17 protein-coding genes are annotated in these 15435 nt (G+C 74.3%); 9 read left to right on the top strand and 8 right to left on the bottom strand.

Annotated features, from left to right (window positions below; all coding sequences use genetic code 11):
- Positions 1-9: 9 nt before the first annotated feature.
- Positions 10-684: a response regulator gene (locus BMY04_RS04615; protein ID WP_091177997.1), complete on the bottom strand. Its 675-nt coding sequence runs from the start codon at positions 682-684 to the stop codon at positions 10-12.
- Complete coding sequence (locus BMY04_RS04610; RefSeq protein ID WP_091177996.1) at positions 684-2273, bottom strand: sensor histidine kinase; 1590 nt, start codon at positions 2271-2273, stop codon at positions 684-686. Before BMY04_RS04610 ends, BMY04_RS04615 begins: the two co-directional genes overlap by 1 nt.
- Before the next feature lie 182 nt (positions 2274-2455).
- Between BMY04_RS04610 and BMY04_RS04605 the strand changes: the two genes are divergently transcribed.
- Entirely contained in the window at positions 2456-3883 is a 1428-nt protein-coding gene (locus BMY04_RS04605; RefSeq protein ID WP_091177995.1) for a cation:dicarboxylate symporter family transporter, read from the top strand.
- A gap of 35 nt (positions 3884-3918) precedes the next feature.
- Here BMY04_RS04605 and BMY04_RS04600 read toward each other — a convergent pair whose 3' ends face one another.
- A complete protein-coding gene (locus BMY04_RS04600) occupies positions 3919-4272 on the bottom strand; it encodes a hypothetical protein (protein WP_198409942.1) in 354 nt (117 codons plus the stop codon).
- Positions 4273-4384: 112 nt separating this feature from the next.
- Between BMY04_RS04600 and BMY04_RS04595 the strand changes: the two genes are divergently transcribed.
- Positions 4385-4858: a VOC family protein gene (locus tag BMY04_RS04595; RefSeq protein WP_091177994.1), complete on the top strand. Its 474-nt coding sequence runs from the start codon at positions 4385-4387 to the stop codon at positions 4856-4858.
- Between the two features lie 53 nt (positions 4859-4911).
- On the opposite strand, the gene BMY04_RS04590 is transcribed toward BMY04_RS04595, so the two are convergent.
- Complete coding sequence (locus BMY04_RS04590) at positions 4912-5511, bottom strand: DinB family protein (protein ID WP_091177993.1); 600 nt, start codon at positions 5509-5511, stop codon at positions 4912-4914.
- Positions 5512-5663: 152 nt separating this feature from the next.
- On the opposite strand from BMY04_RS04590, the gene BMY04_RS04585 reads away from it, so the two are divergent.
- Positions 5664-7472: an acetyl/propionyl/methylcrotonyl-CoA carboxylase subunit alpha gene (locus tag BMY04_RS04585; protein ID WP_232506111.1), complete on the top strand. Its 1809-nt coding sequence runs from the start codon at positions 5664-5666 to the stop codon at positions 7470-7472.
- A gap of 298 nt (positions 7473-7770) precedes the next feature.
- Positions 7771-8574 (top strand): hypothetical protein, encoded by an 804-nt coding sequence (locus tag BMY04_RS04580; protein WP_091177992.1) that lies wholly within the window; start codon positions 7771-7773, stop codon positions 8572-8574.
- 278 nt (positions 8575-8852) lie between these two features.
- Here the strand turns inward: BMY04_RS04580 and BMY04_RS04575 are convergent, their stop codons facing one another.
- On the bottom strand, positions 8853-9731 hold the full coding sequence (locus tag BMY04_RS04575) for a Sir2 family NAD-dependent protein deacetylase (RefSeq protein ID WP_232506110.1): 879 nt from the start codon (positions 9729-9731) through the stop codon (positions 8853-8855).
- 71 nt (positions 9732-9802) lie between these two features.
- Here BMY04_RS04575 and BMY04_RS04570 point away from each other — a divergent pair, with 71 nt between their 5' ends.
- Together BMY04_RS04570 and BMY04_RS04565 are read left to right on the top strand one after the other, a co-directional pair.
- Entirely contained in the window at positions 9803-10504 is a 702-nt protein-coding gene (locus BMY04_RS04570) for a haloacid dehalogenase type II (protein WP_091177991.1), read from the top strand.
- Positions 10501-10734, top strand: coding sequence for a hypothetical protein (locus BMY04_RS04565; protein ID WP_091177990.1), 234 nt, complete (start codon positions 10501-10503; stop codon positions 10732-10734). The genes BMY04_RS04570 and BMY04_RS04565 overlap by 4 nt, the downstream gene beginning before the upstream one ends.
- Here the strand turns inward: BMY04_RS04565 and BMY04_RS04560 are convergent.
- The 3 genes from BMY04_RS04560 to BMY04_RS04550 are packed head-to-tail and all read right to left on the bottom strand — an operon-like array spanning position 10699 to position 12861.
- Entirely contained in the window at positions 10699-11094 is a 396-nt protein-coding gene (locus BMY04_RS04560; RefSeq protein WP_091177989.1) for a hypothetical protein, read from the bottom strand. The genes BMY04_RS04565 and BMY04_RS04560 overlap by 36 nt on opposite strands.
- 37 nt (positions 11095-11131) lie before the next feature.
- A complete protein-coding gene (locus BMY04_RS04555; RefSeq protein ID WP_091177988.1) occupies positions 11132-11434 on the bottom strand; it encodes a hypothetical protein in 303 nt (100 codons plus the stop codon).
- A 14-nt stretch (positions 11435-11448) separates the two neighbouring features.
- Positions 11449-12861, bottom strand: a complete 1413-nt coding sequence (locus BMY04_RS04550; RefSeq protein ID WP_091177987.1) for an NAD(P)H-quinone dehydrogenase — start codon at positions 12859-12861, stop codon at positions 11449-11451.
- A gap of 88 nt (positions 12862-12949) precedes the next feature.
- Between BMY04_RS04550 and BMY04_RS04545 the strand changes: the two genes are divergently transcribed.
- The 3 genes from BMY04_RS04545 (at position 12950) to BMY04_RS04535 (ending at position 15434) form a co-directional block, all read left to right on the top strand.
- Positions 12950-13402 carry a gamma-glutamylcyclotransferase family protein gene (locus BMY04_RS04545; RefSeq protein ID WP_091177986.1) on the top strand — a complete coding sequence of 151 codons (453 nt, stop codon included), beginning with the start codon at positions 12950-12952 and terminating at the stop codon, positions 13400-13402.
- Positions 13403-13484: 82 nt separating this feature from the next.
- A complete protein-coding gene (locus tag BMY04_RS04540; RefSeq protein WP_091177985.1) occupies positions 13485-14444 on the top strand; it encodes an SDR family NAD(P)-dependent oxidoreductase in 960 nt (319 codons plus the stop codon).
- 177 nt (positions 14445-14621) lie between these two features.
- Positions 14622-15434: a purine-nucleoside phosphorylase gene (locus BMY04_RS04535; RefSeq protein ID WP_091177984.1), complete on the top strand. Its 813-nt coding sequence runs from the start codon at positions 14622-14624 to the stop codon at positions 15432-15434.
- Position 15435: the final 1 nt, after the last annotated feature.

The following is a 15435-nucleotide window of genomic DNA, read 5'->3' as shown; positions in this document are numbered from 1 at the left end:
CGCGGGCCGTCACCGCCAGACGTATTCGATCTCCGGACGCCCCGACCCGCCGTGCCGCGTCCTGCGCTCGGCGACGCCGGTGTCGACCAGGTGCTCGAGGTAGCGCCGGGCGGTGACGCGCGAGGTCCCGACCCGCTCGGCCGCCTCGCCGGCCGAGAGCGGCCCGCCGTCCTGCACGGCGCGGACGACGAGCCCGACGGTCTCGGGGCTCAGCCCCTTGGGCAGCGCCTCGGCGCTGCGGTGCGGGCGCAGGGTGCGCAGCATCGCGTCCACGTCCGACTGCGCCACCGACGTCGGCTGCGCGTCGAGCTGGTCGCGGTAGGCGACGTACTGCTCGATCTTGGTCTTGAACGCGGCGAAGCTGAACGGCTTGATCAGGTACGCCACCACGCCCTGCGAGACCGCCTGCCGCACGGCCTCCACCTCGCGCACCGAGGTCACGGCGATCACGTCGGCGTCCACCCCCGCGACGCGGAGGTGCGCGAGCAGCTGCAGCCCGTGGGTGTCGGGGAGCTTGAGGTCGAGCAGCACGAGGTCGACGTCGGTGTGGCGGGCGAGGGTCCGCACCGCGTCCCGGCCCGAGCGGGCGACCCCGACGACCTCGAAGCCGAGACGTTCCAGGTACGCCGCGTGCGCCGCCCCGGCGGTCTCCTCGTCCTCGACGACGACGGCCCGGTAGACCATCAGCGCTCCCCCACGACCACGACGAACCGTGCCCCGCCGAGCGGGCTCTCGCCGATCTCCAGCCGCCCGCCGAGCCGGCGCACGGTCTGCAGGACGAGCGCGAGCCCGAGCCCGCGGCCGGCGACGGAGTCGGTCGACTTGGTGGACCACCCCCGCCGCACGATCTGGTCGCGGTCGGCCGGGTCCACGCCGCCGCCGCTGTCCTCCACGGCGAGCCGCAGAACCGGTCCGTGGAGCTGCAGGTCGACCTGCACCACGGCGGGTCGCCGGTCGGCCGTGCCGAGGGCGGCGTCGAGCGCGTTGTCGACGAGGTTGCCGAGCAGCGTCAGCAGGTCGTGCTCGTCGAACGTGTGCGCCTCCACCCGCGAGCCGGCGCCGAGACGGAGCTCGGCGCCCCGCTCGGTCGCCTGGGCGGTCTTGCCCAGCAGCAGCGCGGCCACGACGGGGTCGCCCACCTGCTCGGCGATCTCGGCGTCGAGCCGGCCGCCGCGCTCGAGCTCGCCCGTCGCGAAGCCGATCGCCTCGTCGGTCCGGCCGAGCTCCATGAGCGAGACCACGGTGTGCATCCGGTTGCCGGACTCGTGCACCTGGGCGTGCAGCGCGTCGGCGAGGCCCCGCACCGAGTCGAGCTCGCGGGTCGCGGCCTGGAGCTCGGTGCGGTCGCGCAGCGTGGTCACCGTGCCGAGCGCCCGGCCGCGCCAGCGGGCCGTCGTGTGGTTGACCACGAGGATCCGGTCGCCGACGAGGTGCCACTCGTCGCGCACGTCGCGCGGCGAGGCCATGGTCGCGGCGAGCGCCTCCGGGAGCTCCGGCCCGACCGGCTGGCCGACCTCGGGGTCGGCGCCCAGGAGCCGCCGCGCCTCGTCGTTGACCAGGCGCACGCGGTGGTCGAGCCCCACCAGGACGATGCCCTCGCGCACCGAGTGCAGGACCGCGTCGTGGTAGTCGAGCATGCGGGCCAGCTCCTGCTCGGGCAGGCCGCCGGTCTGGCGGCGTACGCGGCGGCTGACCAGCGCGGCGCCGATGGTCCCGACCGCGAGGACGGCGAGCGCGGCCAGGCCGATGGGCAGCAGGCTGGGCCAGAACGAGCGGCTCAGCCGCTCGGTCGTGATCCCGACGCCGACGAGCGCGACGACCTGCCCGTCGCGACGCACGGGCACCACGGAGCGGACCGACGGGCCGAGCGTGCCGGCGTACTCCTCGGTGACGTCGCGCCCCTCGACCGCGCCCGCGATCGTCCCGCGGAACGTCCCGCCGATCTGCGCGGGGTCCGGGTGGGTCCAGCGCCGTCCGGCCGTCGACATGATCACGATGAAGTCGGTGCCGGTCTGGCGCTGCACGGCGAGCGCGTACGGCTGCAGCGCGACGGTCGGGTCGGCGTCGGCCACGGCGTCGACGACGTCGGGGGTGGTGGCGACGGTGTGGGCGACGAGCAGCGTGGCCGTCTCCGCCTCACGGCGCTGGTCGCCGCGCGCGTCGGCCAGGGCGAGGGCGGACCCGACGCTGACGACGGCCGCCACGACGACGACCTGCAGCAGCAGGATCTGCACGGCCACGCTCTGCGCCGCGAGGCGCGCCCGCAGGTTCACGGCCTGCTCACGACGCGTACGACCGGCTCACGACGGTCAGTGTGCCCGCGCCGGGCGCCCGCGAGGAAGGGACGCGCGCGCTCGTGAACTCAACGAACGCAAGGGGGCGGCGCGTCGCAGGCCCGTCCCAGGATCAGACCCACGCCACCCGGCGCACCCGTCAGAGCTGACCAGGAGCACCCATGAGCGCGTCCACGGGACCGTCCTCGCCGCCGCCGTCCGACACCCGCGACGCCCTGGAGGCCGCCGGGGAGCCGCAGGCGCCGGCGACGAAGCGCGACCGCACCCACTTCCTCTACATCGCCGTGATCGTCGCGGTCGGGCTCGGCATCCTCGTGGGCTTCGTGGCCCCGGACCTCGGCAAGGCGCTCAAGCCGCTCGGCACCGGCTTCGTCGCGCTGATCAAGATGATGATCGCGCCGGTGATCTTCTGCACGATCGTGCTGGGCATCGGCTCGGTCCGCAAGGCGTCGCAGGTCGGCAAGGCCGGCGGCCTCGCGCTCGCCTACTTCCTCGTGATGTCGACCTTCGCGCTGGCCATCGGCCTCGCGGTCGGCAACATCATCCACCCCGGGGAGGGGCTCCGCCTCACCGACGCCGCGGCCAAGGTCGGCGCGGCGCAGGCACCGGCGGAGAAGCTCAGCACCGCCGAGTTCATCCTCAACATCATCCCCACCACGCTGTTCTCGGCCTTCACCACCGAGACCGTGCTGCAGACGCTCCTCGTCGCGCTGCTGGTCGGCTTCGCGCTGCAGGGCATGGGCGCCGCGGGCGAGCCGGTGCTGCGCGGCATCGGCCACCTGCAGAAGCTCGTGTTCCGGATCCTGTCCATGATCATGTGGCTCGCGCCGATCGGGGCCTTCGGCGCCATCGCCGCGGTGGTCGGCAGCACCGGGGTGGCCGCGCTCAAGAGCCTGGCCGTGCTCATGATCGCCTTCTACATCGCCTGCGCGCTCTTCGTGTTCGTCGTGCTGGGCCTGCTGCTCAAGGCGATCACCGGCGTCAGCATCTTCTCGCTGCTGCGCTACCTGGGCCGCGAGTACCTGCTGATCGTGTCGACCTCCTCCTCGGAGTCGGCGCTGCCCCGCCTGATCGCCAAGATGGAACATCTCGGCGTCTCGCGCTCCACGGTCGGCGTCGTCGTGCCGACGGGCTACTCCTTCAACCTCGACGGCACCGCGATCTACCTGACGATGGCCTCGCTGTTCGTGGCCAGCGCGCAGGGCAGCCCGCTGGGTGCGGGCGAGCAGATCTCGCTGCTGGTGTTCATGATGATCGCGTCCAAGGGCGCCGCGGGCGTCACCGGCGCCGGGCTGGCCACCCTGGCCGGCGGCCTCGCCTCGCACCGCCCCGACCTGGTCGACGGGGTCGGGCTCATCGTGGGCATCGACCGCTTCATGTCCGAGGCCCGCGCGGTGACGAACTTCTCCGGCAACGCCGTCGCCACCCTGATCGTCGGGCGCTGGACCCGCAGCTTCGACGCCGACCGGGCCCGCCGGGTCTTCGCCGGCGAGCTCCCCTTCGACGAGGCCAACCTCGTCGACGACCACGGCACCGCCCCGGCCCCGGCGCCGGACGACCGCAGCAGGGAGCTGGTCGGCGCCCGCTGAGGCCCCTGGCCGGCGATCTCGACGAGCGGCCCTGCTCAGGCGTACGGCCTGAGCAGGACCGCTCCGTCCTCGGCGGCGACGACCACCGTCCGCTCGGCGGGGTCGGCGTACCCGTACGGCGCGGGCACCACAAGCACCCGGTCCGGGTACGCGGCCACGACCGCCACCCGGACCTCCACGCCATCGGCCTGCCGGAGCAGCCAGGGCTCGGCGAGGCTGGCCAGCCCCCGCGCGTCCAGCACGGCCTCGGCCTCGGCGCGGGTGCCCGGCGCAGCCAGCGGCGCCCCGAAGAGGGTCAGCGGGACGACGCCGTCCCCGCGGTCCTCGAGGTGGCCGAGCAGCTCGTCGTCCTCCGCGCGCCGGTACGGCGTCCAGGTGGTGGGCAGCACCGCCCCAGCGAACCGCGCCGGTCACGTGGGCGCCAGGCAATTTGCCGGGCGCCGATGAGTGACCCGACGCGGCGAGGTCGTACCTGATGACCCGCCATCCCGAGGAGGACCGATGAGTGCCATCACGCCGTGCCTGTGGTTCGACACCCAGGGCGAGGACGCCGCGAACTTCTACGTCGCGCTGTTCCCCGACAGCAGGATCACCAGCCTCAGCCGCTGGGGCGCGGAGAACCCCGACCGCGAGGGCCAGGTGCTGACCGTCGAGCTCGTGCTGGACGGGCGCCCGTACACCTTCCTGAACGGCGGGCCCGAGTTCACGCTCGACGAGGCCTTCTCGCTGCAGGTCGACTGCGCCGACCAGGCGGAGGTCGACCGCTACTGGGACACCTTCGTCGGCGACGGCGGCGAGGAGAGCCAGTGCGGGTGGTGCCGCGACAAGTTCGGCGTGTCGTGGCAGGTCGTGCCCCGGGTCCTGAACGAGCTGCTCGCCGACCCGGACCCCGCCCGCGCGAGCCGGGCCATGCGGGCGATGCTCGGCATGAAGAAGCTGGACGTCGCCGCGCTCGAGGCCGCCGCAGCGGGCTGAGCCGGACCGGTCGGGGCGGGTCGGCCCAGCCGTACGTCGGTCCCCGCTGCAGGTCAGCCCAGCTGGAGCGAGGCTGCCGCGTCCTGCTGGCCGGTGACGTCCCACAGGTGGTGGACCACGTCGTGCAGGACGTACTGCAGCAGCGTCTCCACCGTGAAGGGCGAGCCGTTCGACCGCGTACCCGTACGCCCCCAGGCCCCGGGCTCGATCTCGGCGATCTCGCTCACGAGCCGCTGCGCCGCCGCCTCGAGCTCGTCGGCGACCTGCTCGGGGTCCTGCTCGGCGTAGCGGCCCTCGCGCGCGGCCTCGTCCTGGTCCCAGTTCGCGAAGACCGGGTCGTCGGCGGTCAGGAGCAGGTCGAGGCGCTCGCTCGTCATCGCGTAGACGTCGCGGACGTGCGCGCCGTACTCCAGCGGCGACCAGACGCCCGGCGCGGGGCGGACCTCGACGGCCGGGTTCTCCTCGAGGATCGCCACCCACTCCTCCGCGGCGACGAAGAAGCGTTCCCCGAGCTCGTCGCGGCCCACGGTCGAGACCTCTGCGCCGCACTCGTCGCAGCGTCGCTGCAGGACCCAGGTCCAGTCCTTGTCGTCGGGCGTCGCCGCCCCGTCCTGGTCGCCGTCCTGCTCGCTGGGCGCGTCGTCTCGGGCCACGGGTGCAGCCTCGCACAGGTCGCGCCGACCGGGACGGCCCCCGTCGCACCACCGGCGGTCAGCGCCCGGTGCGCCCGGCACCGTGCGGGCGCCCGACCACTAGACTCCTCCGACGCGGGAGCCGAGGGCGCCACCGCGGGAGGAAGAGCCACGTGCCAGAGGCGAGCCGTTCGGGACGCACCACCCCGGGACGCATCAGCAAGGTCCTCGTGGCCAACCGCGGCGAGATCGCGGTCCGCGTCATCCGGGCGGCGGCCGACGCCGGCCTGGCCAGCGTCGCGGTCTACGCCGACGCCGACGCCGACGGGCTCTTCGTCACCCTGGCCGACGAGGCGTACGCCCTCGGCGGGGCGACGCCGGCGCAGACGTACCTCGACATCGCCAAGATCCTCGACGTCGCCGCCCGTTCCGGTGCCGACGCCGTGCACCCCGGCTACGGCTTCCTGGCCGAGAACGCCGACTTCGCCACCGCGGTGACCGAGGCAGGGCTCACCTGGATCGGCCCGCCGCCCGCGGCGATCACCGCCCTGGGCGACAAGGTCCAGGCCCGCCACATCGCGCAGAAGGTCGGCGCCCCCCTGGTCCCCGGCACGGCCGACCCGGTCGCCGACGCCGACGAGGTCGTCGCGTTCGCGCGCGAGTTCGGGCTGCCGGTGGCGATCAAGGCCGCCTTCGGCGGCGGCGGCCGCGGGCTCAAGGTCGCCCGCACGCTCGAGGAGATCCCCGAGCTGTACGAGTCGGCCGTCCGCGAGGCCGTCGGGGCGTTCGGGCGCGGCGAGTGCTTCGTCGAGCGCTACCTCGACCGCCCCCGCCACGTCGAGACCCAGTGCATCGCCGACACGCACGGCAACGTCGTCGTCGTCTCCACCCGCGACTGCTCGCTGCAGCGGCGCCACCAGAAGCTCGTGGAGGAGGCGCCCGCGCCGTTCCTCAGCGCCGAGCAGATGGACCGGTTGTACACGTCGTCCAAGGCGATCCTGCGCGAGGCCGGTTACGTCGGTGCCGGGACCTGCGAGTTCCTCGTCGGGCAGGACGGGACGATCTCCTTCCTCGAGGTCAACACCCGGCTCCAGGTCGAGCACCCGGTCTCGGAGGAGGTGACCGGCCTCGACCTCGTGCGCGAGATGTTCCGGGTCGCCGACGGCGAGGCGCTGGGCTACGACGACCCGGTCACGCGCGGGCACTCGATCGAGTTCCGCATCAACGCCGAGGACCCGGGCCGCGGCTTCCTGCCGGCTCCCGGCACGCTCACGACCTGGGTGCCGCCGAACGGCCCGGGCGTGCGCGTCGACGAGGGCTACCGCGCGGGCATGACGGTCCCCGGCAGCTTCGACTCCCTCGTCGCCAAGATCATCGTCACCGGCGCGGACCGCGAGCAGGCGCTGGCCCGGTCGCGGCGCGCCCTCGCCGAGCTGCAGCTGGACGGGATGCCGACCGTGGTGCCGTTCGACCGCGTCGTGCTCGACGACCCGGCGTTCACGGCCGCCGACGGGACGTTCGGCGTGCACACCCGCTGGATCGAGACGGAGTTCGACAACCAGATCCAGCCCTGGCACGGCGCCACCGCCGAGGCGAGCGAGGAGGGCGAGCGCGAGCGGGTCGTCGTCGAGGTCGGCGGCCGCCGCCTCGAGGTCGTCCTGCCCGCCGGGCTCGGCGCGGGGGCCGTACGGACGGCGTCGAACGGCGGCGGACCCAAGGCCAAGCCGTCGCGCCGCAAGACGGCCGCGGCGAGCGCGCCGAGCGGCAACGCCCTGACCTCGCCGATGCAGGGCACCATCGTCAAGGTGGCCGTCGCCGACGGCGACCACGTCGAGGCCGGCGACCTGGTCGTCGTGCTCGAGGCGATGAAGATGGAGCAGCCTCTCACGGCGCACCGGGCGGGCACGGTCAGCGGCCTCGCCGCCGAGATCGGGGCGACCGTCACGTCGGGCTCGGTGCTCTGCGAGATCGTCGACGCCTGAGCGGGTCCCGCAGTCCGCAGGCGAGGGTTCGCCGCCGCTCGGAGGTCGGTTCCCCGCGCGGGCGCTGCTCGTAGGCCCGCCTCTTCCTCGGGCGTCGCTCGTCCGAGGTTCCTCGTGCTGGTCCGGCTCTGCAGAGCTGGACAAGCCCGTCCATCTCACGCTGTCGTGGGATGCACGGGCTTCCGCCGCCCGCAATTTGTCCGGACAAGGAACGAGTGCGACAGCAGGGCCACAAGAAGTGGGTAAGAACCGGCCCACGACGGCGGGTGCCCTTGAGGCCGGGAGGCATCCTTGAGGCATGGATCTCCTCCTTCTGCTGCTCGTGGTGGCGGCAGTCCTCGGGGGTGTCGGGCTCTACCGTCGGCACGCCGTCGCCCAGCGTCAGCAGGCCGAGCAGGCCGCCCTCGAGAGCCAGCTCTCCACCTCGCGGCGGGCGGCGGACGAAGACGTGACCAAGTTCGGCGAGGAGCTCCAGCGCCTCGACGTCGACGTCGCCGGCCACCCGCTCGACGAGGCGATGCAGCAGGACTACCAGCGCGCCCTGGACGCGTACGAGGACGCCAAGAGCTCCCTCGACGCCGTCACCAAGCCCGACGAGATCCGCCACGTCACCGAGATCCTCGAGGACGGCCGGTACGCCGTGGCCTGCGTCAAGGCGCGCGTGAACGGTCGCCCGCTGCCGCAGAAGCGGCCGCCGTGCTTCTTCAACCCCTCCCACGGCCCCTCGTCGCAGAACGTCGACTGGGCTCCCCCGGGCGGCGCGGTCCGCTCGGTCCCGGCCTGCCCAGCCGACGCCGAGCGCGTGCTCGCCGGCGCCGACCCGTACATCCGCACCGTCCAGGTCGGCGCGCAGCGCGTGCCCTACTGGGAGGGCGGCCCCGGGTACGCGCCCTGGGCGCAGGGCTACTACGGCCGCTGGAGCGGCAGCGACATGCTCTCCGGCGTCCTGATCGGCAGCATGCTCTTCGGCGGCGGCAACGTGTTCGGCGGCATCGGCGCCGGGCTCGGCGGCCTGGGCGAGGGAATCGGCGACGGGTTCGAGTCGATCGGTGACGGGATCGGCAGCATGTTCGACGGGATCGGCGACTTCTTCGGAGATTAGGTCTCCGAGCCTTCTGTCTCCGCTTCGCTCCGACGCTCGTGACGCTCTGATCCGACGTCTTCCTCCCGCCCGCTGACGCCGGCGGCTCCGCTCCGGCCGACGTCGCGCGGCGGCGTCATCGTCTGGTCGTCCAGACGTCGGCGCGTCACTCGGCGGGGGTGCTCGACGCTGTCAGGTCTGACGAACCGCTGAGCCTCGACCCGCGAGCCCGCCGATGCTCCGTCCGAGGTCAGCGGTTCGGGCAGCCGGGACGGACCGGTTGGGCGCGGCTCCCGGGGCTAGGAACGGTGCAGGTCGAGCAGGCCCTCGAGGGTCTCGGTGCAGCCGAGCGCGAGCTTGAGGGTCGCGAGGTCGTCGCCGCGGGTGGTGCCGCGGTTGACGATGACGACGTCGCGCTCGTGCTTCACGTTGTGCCGCACGAACCGCAGCCCCGACATCACCGTCAGCGACGAGCCGAGGACGACGAGGACGTCGGCACCGTCGACGAGGGCGTACGCCTGGTCGACGCGGTCGCGCGGGACCGTCTCCCCGAAGAAGACCACGTCGGGCTTGAGGACGCCGCCGCAGGCGAGGCAGTCGGCGAGGACGAAGTCGCCCCACTCGTCGACGACGGCGTCGCCGTCGGGACGGAGCTCCGCGTGCTCGAGCACGCGGGGCGCACCGACGTCGGGGTTGAGCAGGGCCAGGCGGTCCTGCATCTCCCGGCGCCCCGTGACGCGGCCGCAGCCGAGGCAGACGACGTCGGCGATCGACCCGTGCAGCGGGATGACCGGCGAGCTGCCGGCGCGCTGGTGGAGGCCGTCGACGTTCTGGGTGACGACGCCGATCAGGCCGGACGGCTCGAGGTCGACGAGCGCGCGGTGACCGGCGTTCGGCTCCGCGTGGCCCATGCGGGACCAGCCCTGGTACGAGCGGGCCCAGTAGCGGCGGCGGTTGTCGACCGAGCGGACGAACTCGGCGTAGAGCATCGGCGTGGCCCGCACCGACGTCGGCCCGCGGTAGTCGGGGATCCCGCTGTCGGTGCTCATGCCGGCGCCGGACAGCACGGTCCAGGTCCGTCCCGCCAGCAGCTCGGCGAACGCCTCGACGCCTGCGGCGAGGTCGCCCTCGTCGCGCGCGAGGTCGGGGGCCGTCGCCTCCGCCGGTGCCGCCGCCACGCCGCGAGAGTACCCGCGCCCGCCCACGCCCCACCCGGTCCGGCGAGGGGCCCCGCTGGCAGCATGAGCGCATGACCACCCCTCCCCGCGCGCTGGTCTTCGACGTCATGGGCACCGTCGTGGACGACCGCGGCGGCGTACGCCGGTCGGCCCGGCAGGTGCTCGGACGCCGGGGCGTCGACGAGCAGGCGGCGCTCGACGTGGCCGCCCGCAGCGCCGCTCGGCTGAAGGAGCTGCTCGACGAGGTCAGCGCCGGCGACCGGTCCTGGGCGCCGCACCGCGAGCTGCGGCGCTCCGCCCTGCGGGAGGCCGTCGAGGCGGCGGGCCTGGCCCCGCTGACGCAGGACGAGGAGGACGAGCTCTCCGGGGTCGTCCACCGTTTCGAGGCGTGGCCGGACTCGGCGGCCGCGCTGACCCGGCTGCGCGCCGACCACCTCGTCGTCGCCCTGTCCAACGCCGACGCCGCCGAGATCGCCGGCTTCTCGCTCCACGGCGGGCTCGCCTGGCACCTCGCGCTGTCGACGTCGCCGTCGCGGGCGTTCAAGCCGGACCCGCGCGCGTACGCGGTGGCCGTCGACGCGCTCGAGCTCGATCCGGGCGCGCTGATGATGGTCGCCGCCCACGCCTGGGACCTGCGGGCCGCCGCACGCACCGGGATGCGCACCTGCTTCGTCCGGCGGCCGGAGGAGGAGCCGGCGCGGGACGGCGAGTTCGACCTGCAGGTCGACGACCTGAACGGCCTGGCCGACGCGCTGGAGGCCGGCCGCCCGTGAGCCCGCGCCGACCCGAACGCCAGCCGCGCACCAACCTGCTCGTGCAGACAGGGCAGACCCTGCTCGTCCTGGGCGCGGCCCTCCTCGTCGTCGGCCTGCTGCTCGGCAGCGGCGACCTCACCGTGTGGATCGGCCTGCTGCTGCTGGTCGTCGGGCTGCCGCTGTTCGTCGTCGGGCTGCGCCGGCGGCGCTCCTCAGTGCCACCACCGACGGGCCCACCAGCGGCGTGACGGGTCGGCGAAGGGGTTGGGGCTCGTCTTGCGCTCGAAGACGGCATCGAGCCGGGCGACCTCCGCGCGCAGCGGCCGGGACGCCCGCCGCGGGAGCGCGTGCAGCGCGTCCTCGAGCACCTCGCGCGCCGACGGCCCGACCAGCTCGGCCCAGTCGTTGTGCGGCGCGCTCAGCTCGGCCTCCGACCGGCCCACGACCTCGGCCCACTCCCGCAGGGCGTCGACGACCACCGCCGAGCTCAGGTACGGGTGCTCGAGGCGGTCCAGCGCGTGCGCGGTGACGTCCGGGACCCCGCGGAGGGTCGCCGAACGACGTGGCGGCGCCGAGGCGCGGAGCCGGTGGGGCGGCCTACGCGGCACGGCCTCCGAAGCGTTGGATGGCGGTCGTGGTCATGGCTCAGCGTCCCACACCGGGTTCACCGAGCTCCGCCTCCCAGCGCGCGCGACGCTCCTCCTCGGACTGCTCCCACCAGGGCGTCCCCCGCTCGCCGAGGGCGACCTTCGCGGCCTGGACGCCGTCGCGGGACGTGCGCTCCTCGTCGGTGCCCTTCGTCCGCCGGACGTCGCGGCGCCAGGCCATCAGCACGCGCTGCAGTTCCGCGCGCCGCTCGTCGGGGATCAGCGGGTCGGTGGCGCGCCAGCGGCGGCCGTCGACGACGACGAACCGCCCGTCCTCGGTGTGCTCGACGCCCTCGCGCATGGTCCCGACGCCCGTCAGGTGATCGAGCGGGTCCCGTGCAGCCGCCGGGCCGCCTCGGCGATGGACCCCGACAGCGACGGGTAGACGGTGAACGACGCCGACAGCTGGTCGACGGTCAGCCGCTGCGAGATGGCCAGCGAGATCGGGTAGATGAGCTCGCTCGCCCGCGGGGCGACGACGACGCCGCCGATGACGATGCCGGTCACGCTGCGGCAGAACAGCTTGACGAAGCCGTCCCGGTTGCCCTGCATCTTGGCGCGGGGGTTGCCGCGCAGCCGCAGCACGACCTGGCGGGCGGGCACGACGTGGTCGTCGACCTGCTGCTGGCTGACGCCGACGGTGGCGATCTCGGGGGTGGTGAAGACGTTCGAGGACACGGTCAGCAGGTCGAGCGGGGCGACGGCGTCGCCGAGCGCGTGCCACATGGCGATGCGGCCCTGCATGGCGGCCACCGAGGCCAGCGGCAGGACGCCGGTGCAGTCGCCCGCCGCGTACACGCCGCGCGCCTTGGTCCGTGAGACCCGGTCGACGACGATGGAACCGTTCCGGTCGGTCTCGACCCGGGTCGTCTCCAGCCCGAGGCCCTCGGTGTTGGGGATCGAGCCGACGGCGAGCAGGCAGTGGGACCCCTCGACCGTGCGGCCGTCGGCGAGGGTCACGACGACGCCGTCGCCGGAGCGCACCACCGACGCGGCCCGCGAGCGGGACAGCACGGTCATGCCCCGGCGGGTGAAGACGTCCTCGAGCACCTGCGCGGCGTCGGCGTCCTCGCCGGGCAGCACCCGGTCGCGGGAGGAGACGAGCACGACGTCGGAGCCGAGGGCGTCGTACGCGCTGGCGAACTCCGCGCCGGTCACGCCCGAGCCCACGACGATCAGCCGCTCGGGCAGCTCGGTCAGCGCGTACAGGTGGCGCCAGCTGAGGATGCGCTCGCCGTCGAGGGGCGCCGTCGCCAGCTCGCGGGGGCGTGAACCGGTCGCGATCAGCACGATGTCGGCGTCGAGGGCCTGCTCGGTGCCGTCCTTGAGCGTGGCGACGACCCGCTCGGGACCGTCGAGTCGCGCGCGGCCGTCGAGGATCGTGACGTGCTCGGCCCGCAGCCGTTCGGCGATGTCGGCCGACTGCGTGGTGGCGAGGTCGAGCACCCGCGCGTTCACCGCGGACAGGTCGACGGCGACGCCGTGGTCGGGGTCGTCGTCCGCGCAGCCCGCGGCGTCGAGCCGGACGCCGAGCTCGGCGGACTCGCGCACCTCGGTCATCACGTCCGCGGTCGCGATCAGCGTCTTGGACGGGACGGTGCCCGTGAGCACGGCCGACCCGCCCAGCCCCTCGTCCTCGACGAGCGTGACGGAGCCCCCGAGCTGGCTCGCCACGAGCGCGGCCTCGTAGCCACCCGGCCCACCGCCGACGATCACCACCTGGTCCACGCCCCCATGGTCGCAGGGCGGACCAGCCCCGCGTCCCGGTGGGCTCGTCGCGGGCCGTCGGGCGCACGGGTTCGGCTAACCTCCGTGCGTGCTGTACGCCGCCTACGGGAGCAACCTCGATCCCGCGCAGATGGGCGAGCGCTGCCCGCACAGCCCGCTGCGCTGGACCGGCTGGATCCCCGGGTGGCGGCTGACCTTCGGCGGCGACGGCTTCGACGGCGCCCTCCCGACGGTGGTCGAGGCGGCCGACGCCGAGCGCGAGCAGCACGTCTTCGTGTCCGTCTACGACGTCACCGACGCCGACGAGACCGCGCTGGACGCCTGGGAGAGCGCCGACTCCGGCCTCTACTCCAAGGTCCGCGTCCGCGTCGAGACGCTCGACGGCATCAAGACCGCCTGGGTCTACGTCCTCGACGACTTCGAGGGCGGCCTGCCCAGCGCCCGGACCCTCGGCATCCTCGCCGACGCCGCGGAGGTCGCGGGCGCGCCGGCGGACTACCTGACCGAGCTGCGCACCCGGCCCTGCCGCAGCGGCTGGTGACCCGGACCGGCCGTCGGAGCGGTTCCGACCGCGTCTGACCGGTCAGAACCGCTCCATTGACGAGCGGGCCTACCGTCGGAGCGTGACCACCTGGACGCGCACCCCTCAGGAACCCCTCGGCTCCGGCTTCGGAGCCACGACGACGGCCGTCGAGGTGCTCGACGGCGTCGACCTCACCGGCCGGTACGCCGTCGTCACCGGCGGCTACTCCGGCATCGGGCTGGAGACGACCCGGGCCCTCGTGGCCGCGGGCGCCGACGTCCTCGTCCCGGCCCGCCGCCCGGACCGCGCTCGTGAGGAGCTGGAGGGCCTCGAGCGCACGGACGTCGGCACCCTCGACCTCGGCGACCTGGTGAGCGTCGCGGCCTTCGCCGACGGCGTGCTCGCCGCGGGCCGCCCGGTCGACCTGATGATCGACAACGCCGGGATCATGGCCACGCCCGAGACCCGCGTCGGCCCGGGCTGGGAGGCCCAGCTCGCGACGAACCACCTCGGCCACTTCGCCCTGGTCAACCGGCTCTGGCCGCTGCTCGCGGACGGCGGCGGACGGGTCGTCTCCGTCTCCTCGGCCGGGCACCGGCGCAGCCCGATCCGCTGGGACGACCCGATGTTCACGACCGGTTACGACAAGTGGGAGGCGTACGGACAGGCCAAGACCGCGAACGTCCTGTTCGCCGTCCGGCTCGACGAGCTCGGCGCCGACGCGGGCGTGCGCGCGTTCTCGCTGCACCCCGGCGGGATCCTCACGCCGCTCCAGCGGCACCTGCCCCTCGAGGAGCAGGTGGCGCTGGGGTGGGTCGACGACCAGGGCCGCCCGCTGGTGAACTTCAAGACCCCCGAGCAGGGCGCGGCGACCACGGTGTGGGCGGCGACCAGCCGGCAGCTCGACGGGCTCGGCGGCGTCTACTGCGTCGACTGCGACGTCGCCGAGGTCTCGACCGACGACGCACCGGGCGTGCGCCCGTACGCGATCGACCCGCAGCAGGCCGCCTGGCTGTGGGAGCTCTCCGCCGACCTGACGGACGTGGACGCGTTCGCCTGACCGGCCGCCGACGAACCGCTGACGCCCGCCACCCCGGTCGCCTCCGGCGCCGTCGTCCCTCAGCGGTTCGCGGAGACGCTGGGCGGGCTCCCCGGGTGCATGTCGCCGGGGCGGGCACGGCGGTGCCGGTGCGGGCAGGTGGTGGGGTCGGGGAGGGCCCTCGTTAGGGTCGGCACCATGCCGCTGCCGACCCGACCCGACCCGTACACGCTCGCCGAGGAGGCCGCCCAGGCCGTGCGCGAGAGGTTCGGGATCGACGGGATCGACATCGCCCTGACCCTCGGGTCGGGGTGGTCGGCCGCGTCGGAGGACCTCGGCGAGGAGATCGGCAGCTGCCCGATCGGCGAGCTGCCGGGCTTCAGCGCCCCGGTCGTGCAGGGCCACGGCGGGCAGTTCCGCGTGGTGCGGACGGCGGGCGGCAAGACCGCTGCGGTGCTGACCGGCCGCACCCACTACTACGAGGGGCGCGGTGTCGCGCCGGTCGTGCACGGCGTCCGGACCGCGGTCAAGGCCGGCGCCACCACGGTCGTCCTGACGAACGGCTGCGGCGGGCTCGACGTCGACAAGCCCGCCGGAACCGTCGTGGTGCTGCGCGACCACATCAACCTCACCGGTGCGAACCCGCTGATCGGCGCACGCTTCATCGACATGACCGAGGCCTACTCGAAGCGGCTGCGGAAGGTCGCCCGCGGCGTCGACCCCGACCTCACCGAGGGCGTGTACGCGCAGTTCCACGGCCCCTCCTTCGAGACGCCCGCCGAGGTCCGGATGGCCGGCGTCCTGGGCGCCGACCTGGTCGGGATGTCGACCGGCCTCGAGACCATCGCCGCCCGCGAGCTGGGCGCCGAGGTGCTGGGCCTGAGCCTCGTCACCAACCTCGCCGCCGGCATCTCCCCCACCCCGCTCCACCACCTGGAGGTCCTCGAGGCCGGGGAGGCCGCGGCCCCCCGCCTTCGCAGCCTCCTGGCCGGCATCGTCGCGGCGCTGTAGG

The sequence above is a fragment of the Microlunatus flavus genome (assembly GCF_900110855.1).
Taxonomy (GTDB): domain Bacteria; phylum Actinomycetota; class Actinomycetes; order Propionibacteriales; family Propionibacteriaceae; genus Microlunatus; species Microlunatus flavus.
Note: the sequence above shows the minus strand (reverse complement) of the source record. Positions and strands in the feature narration are given on the sequence as shown.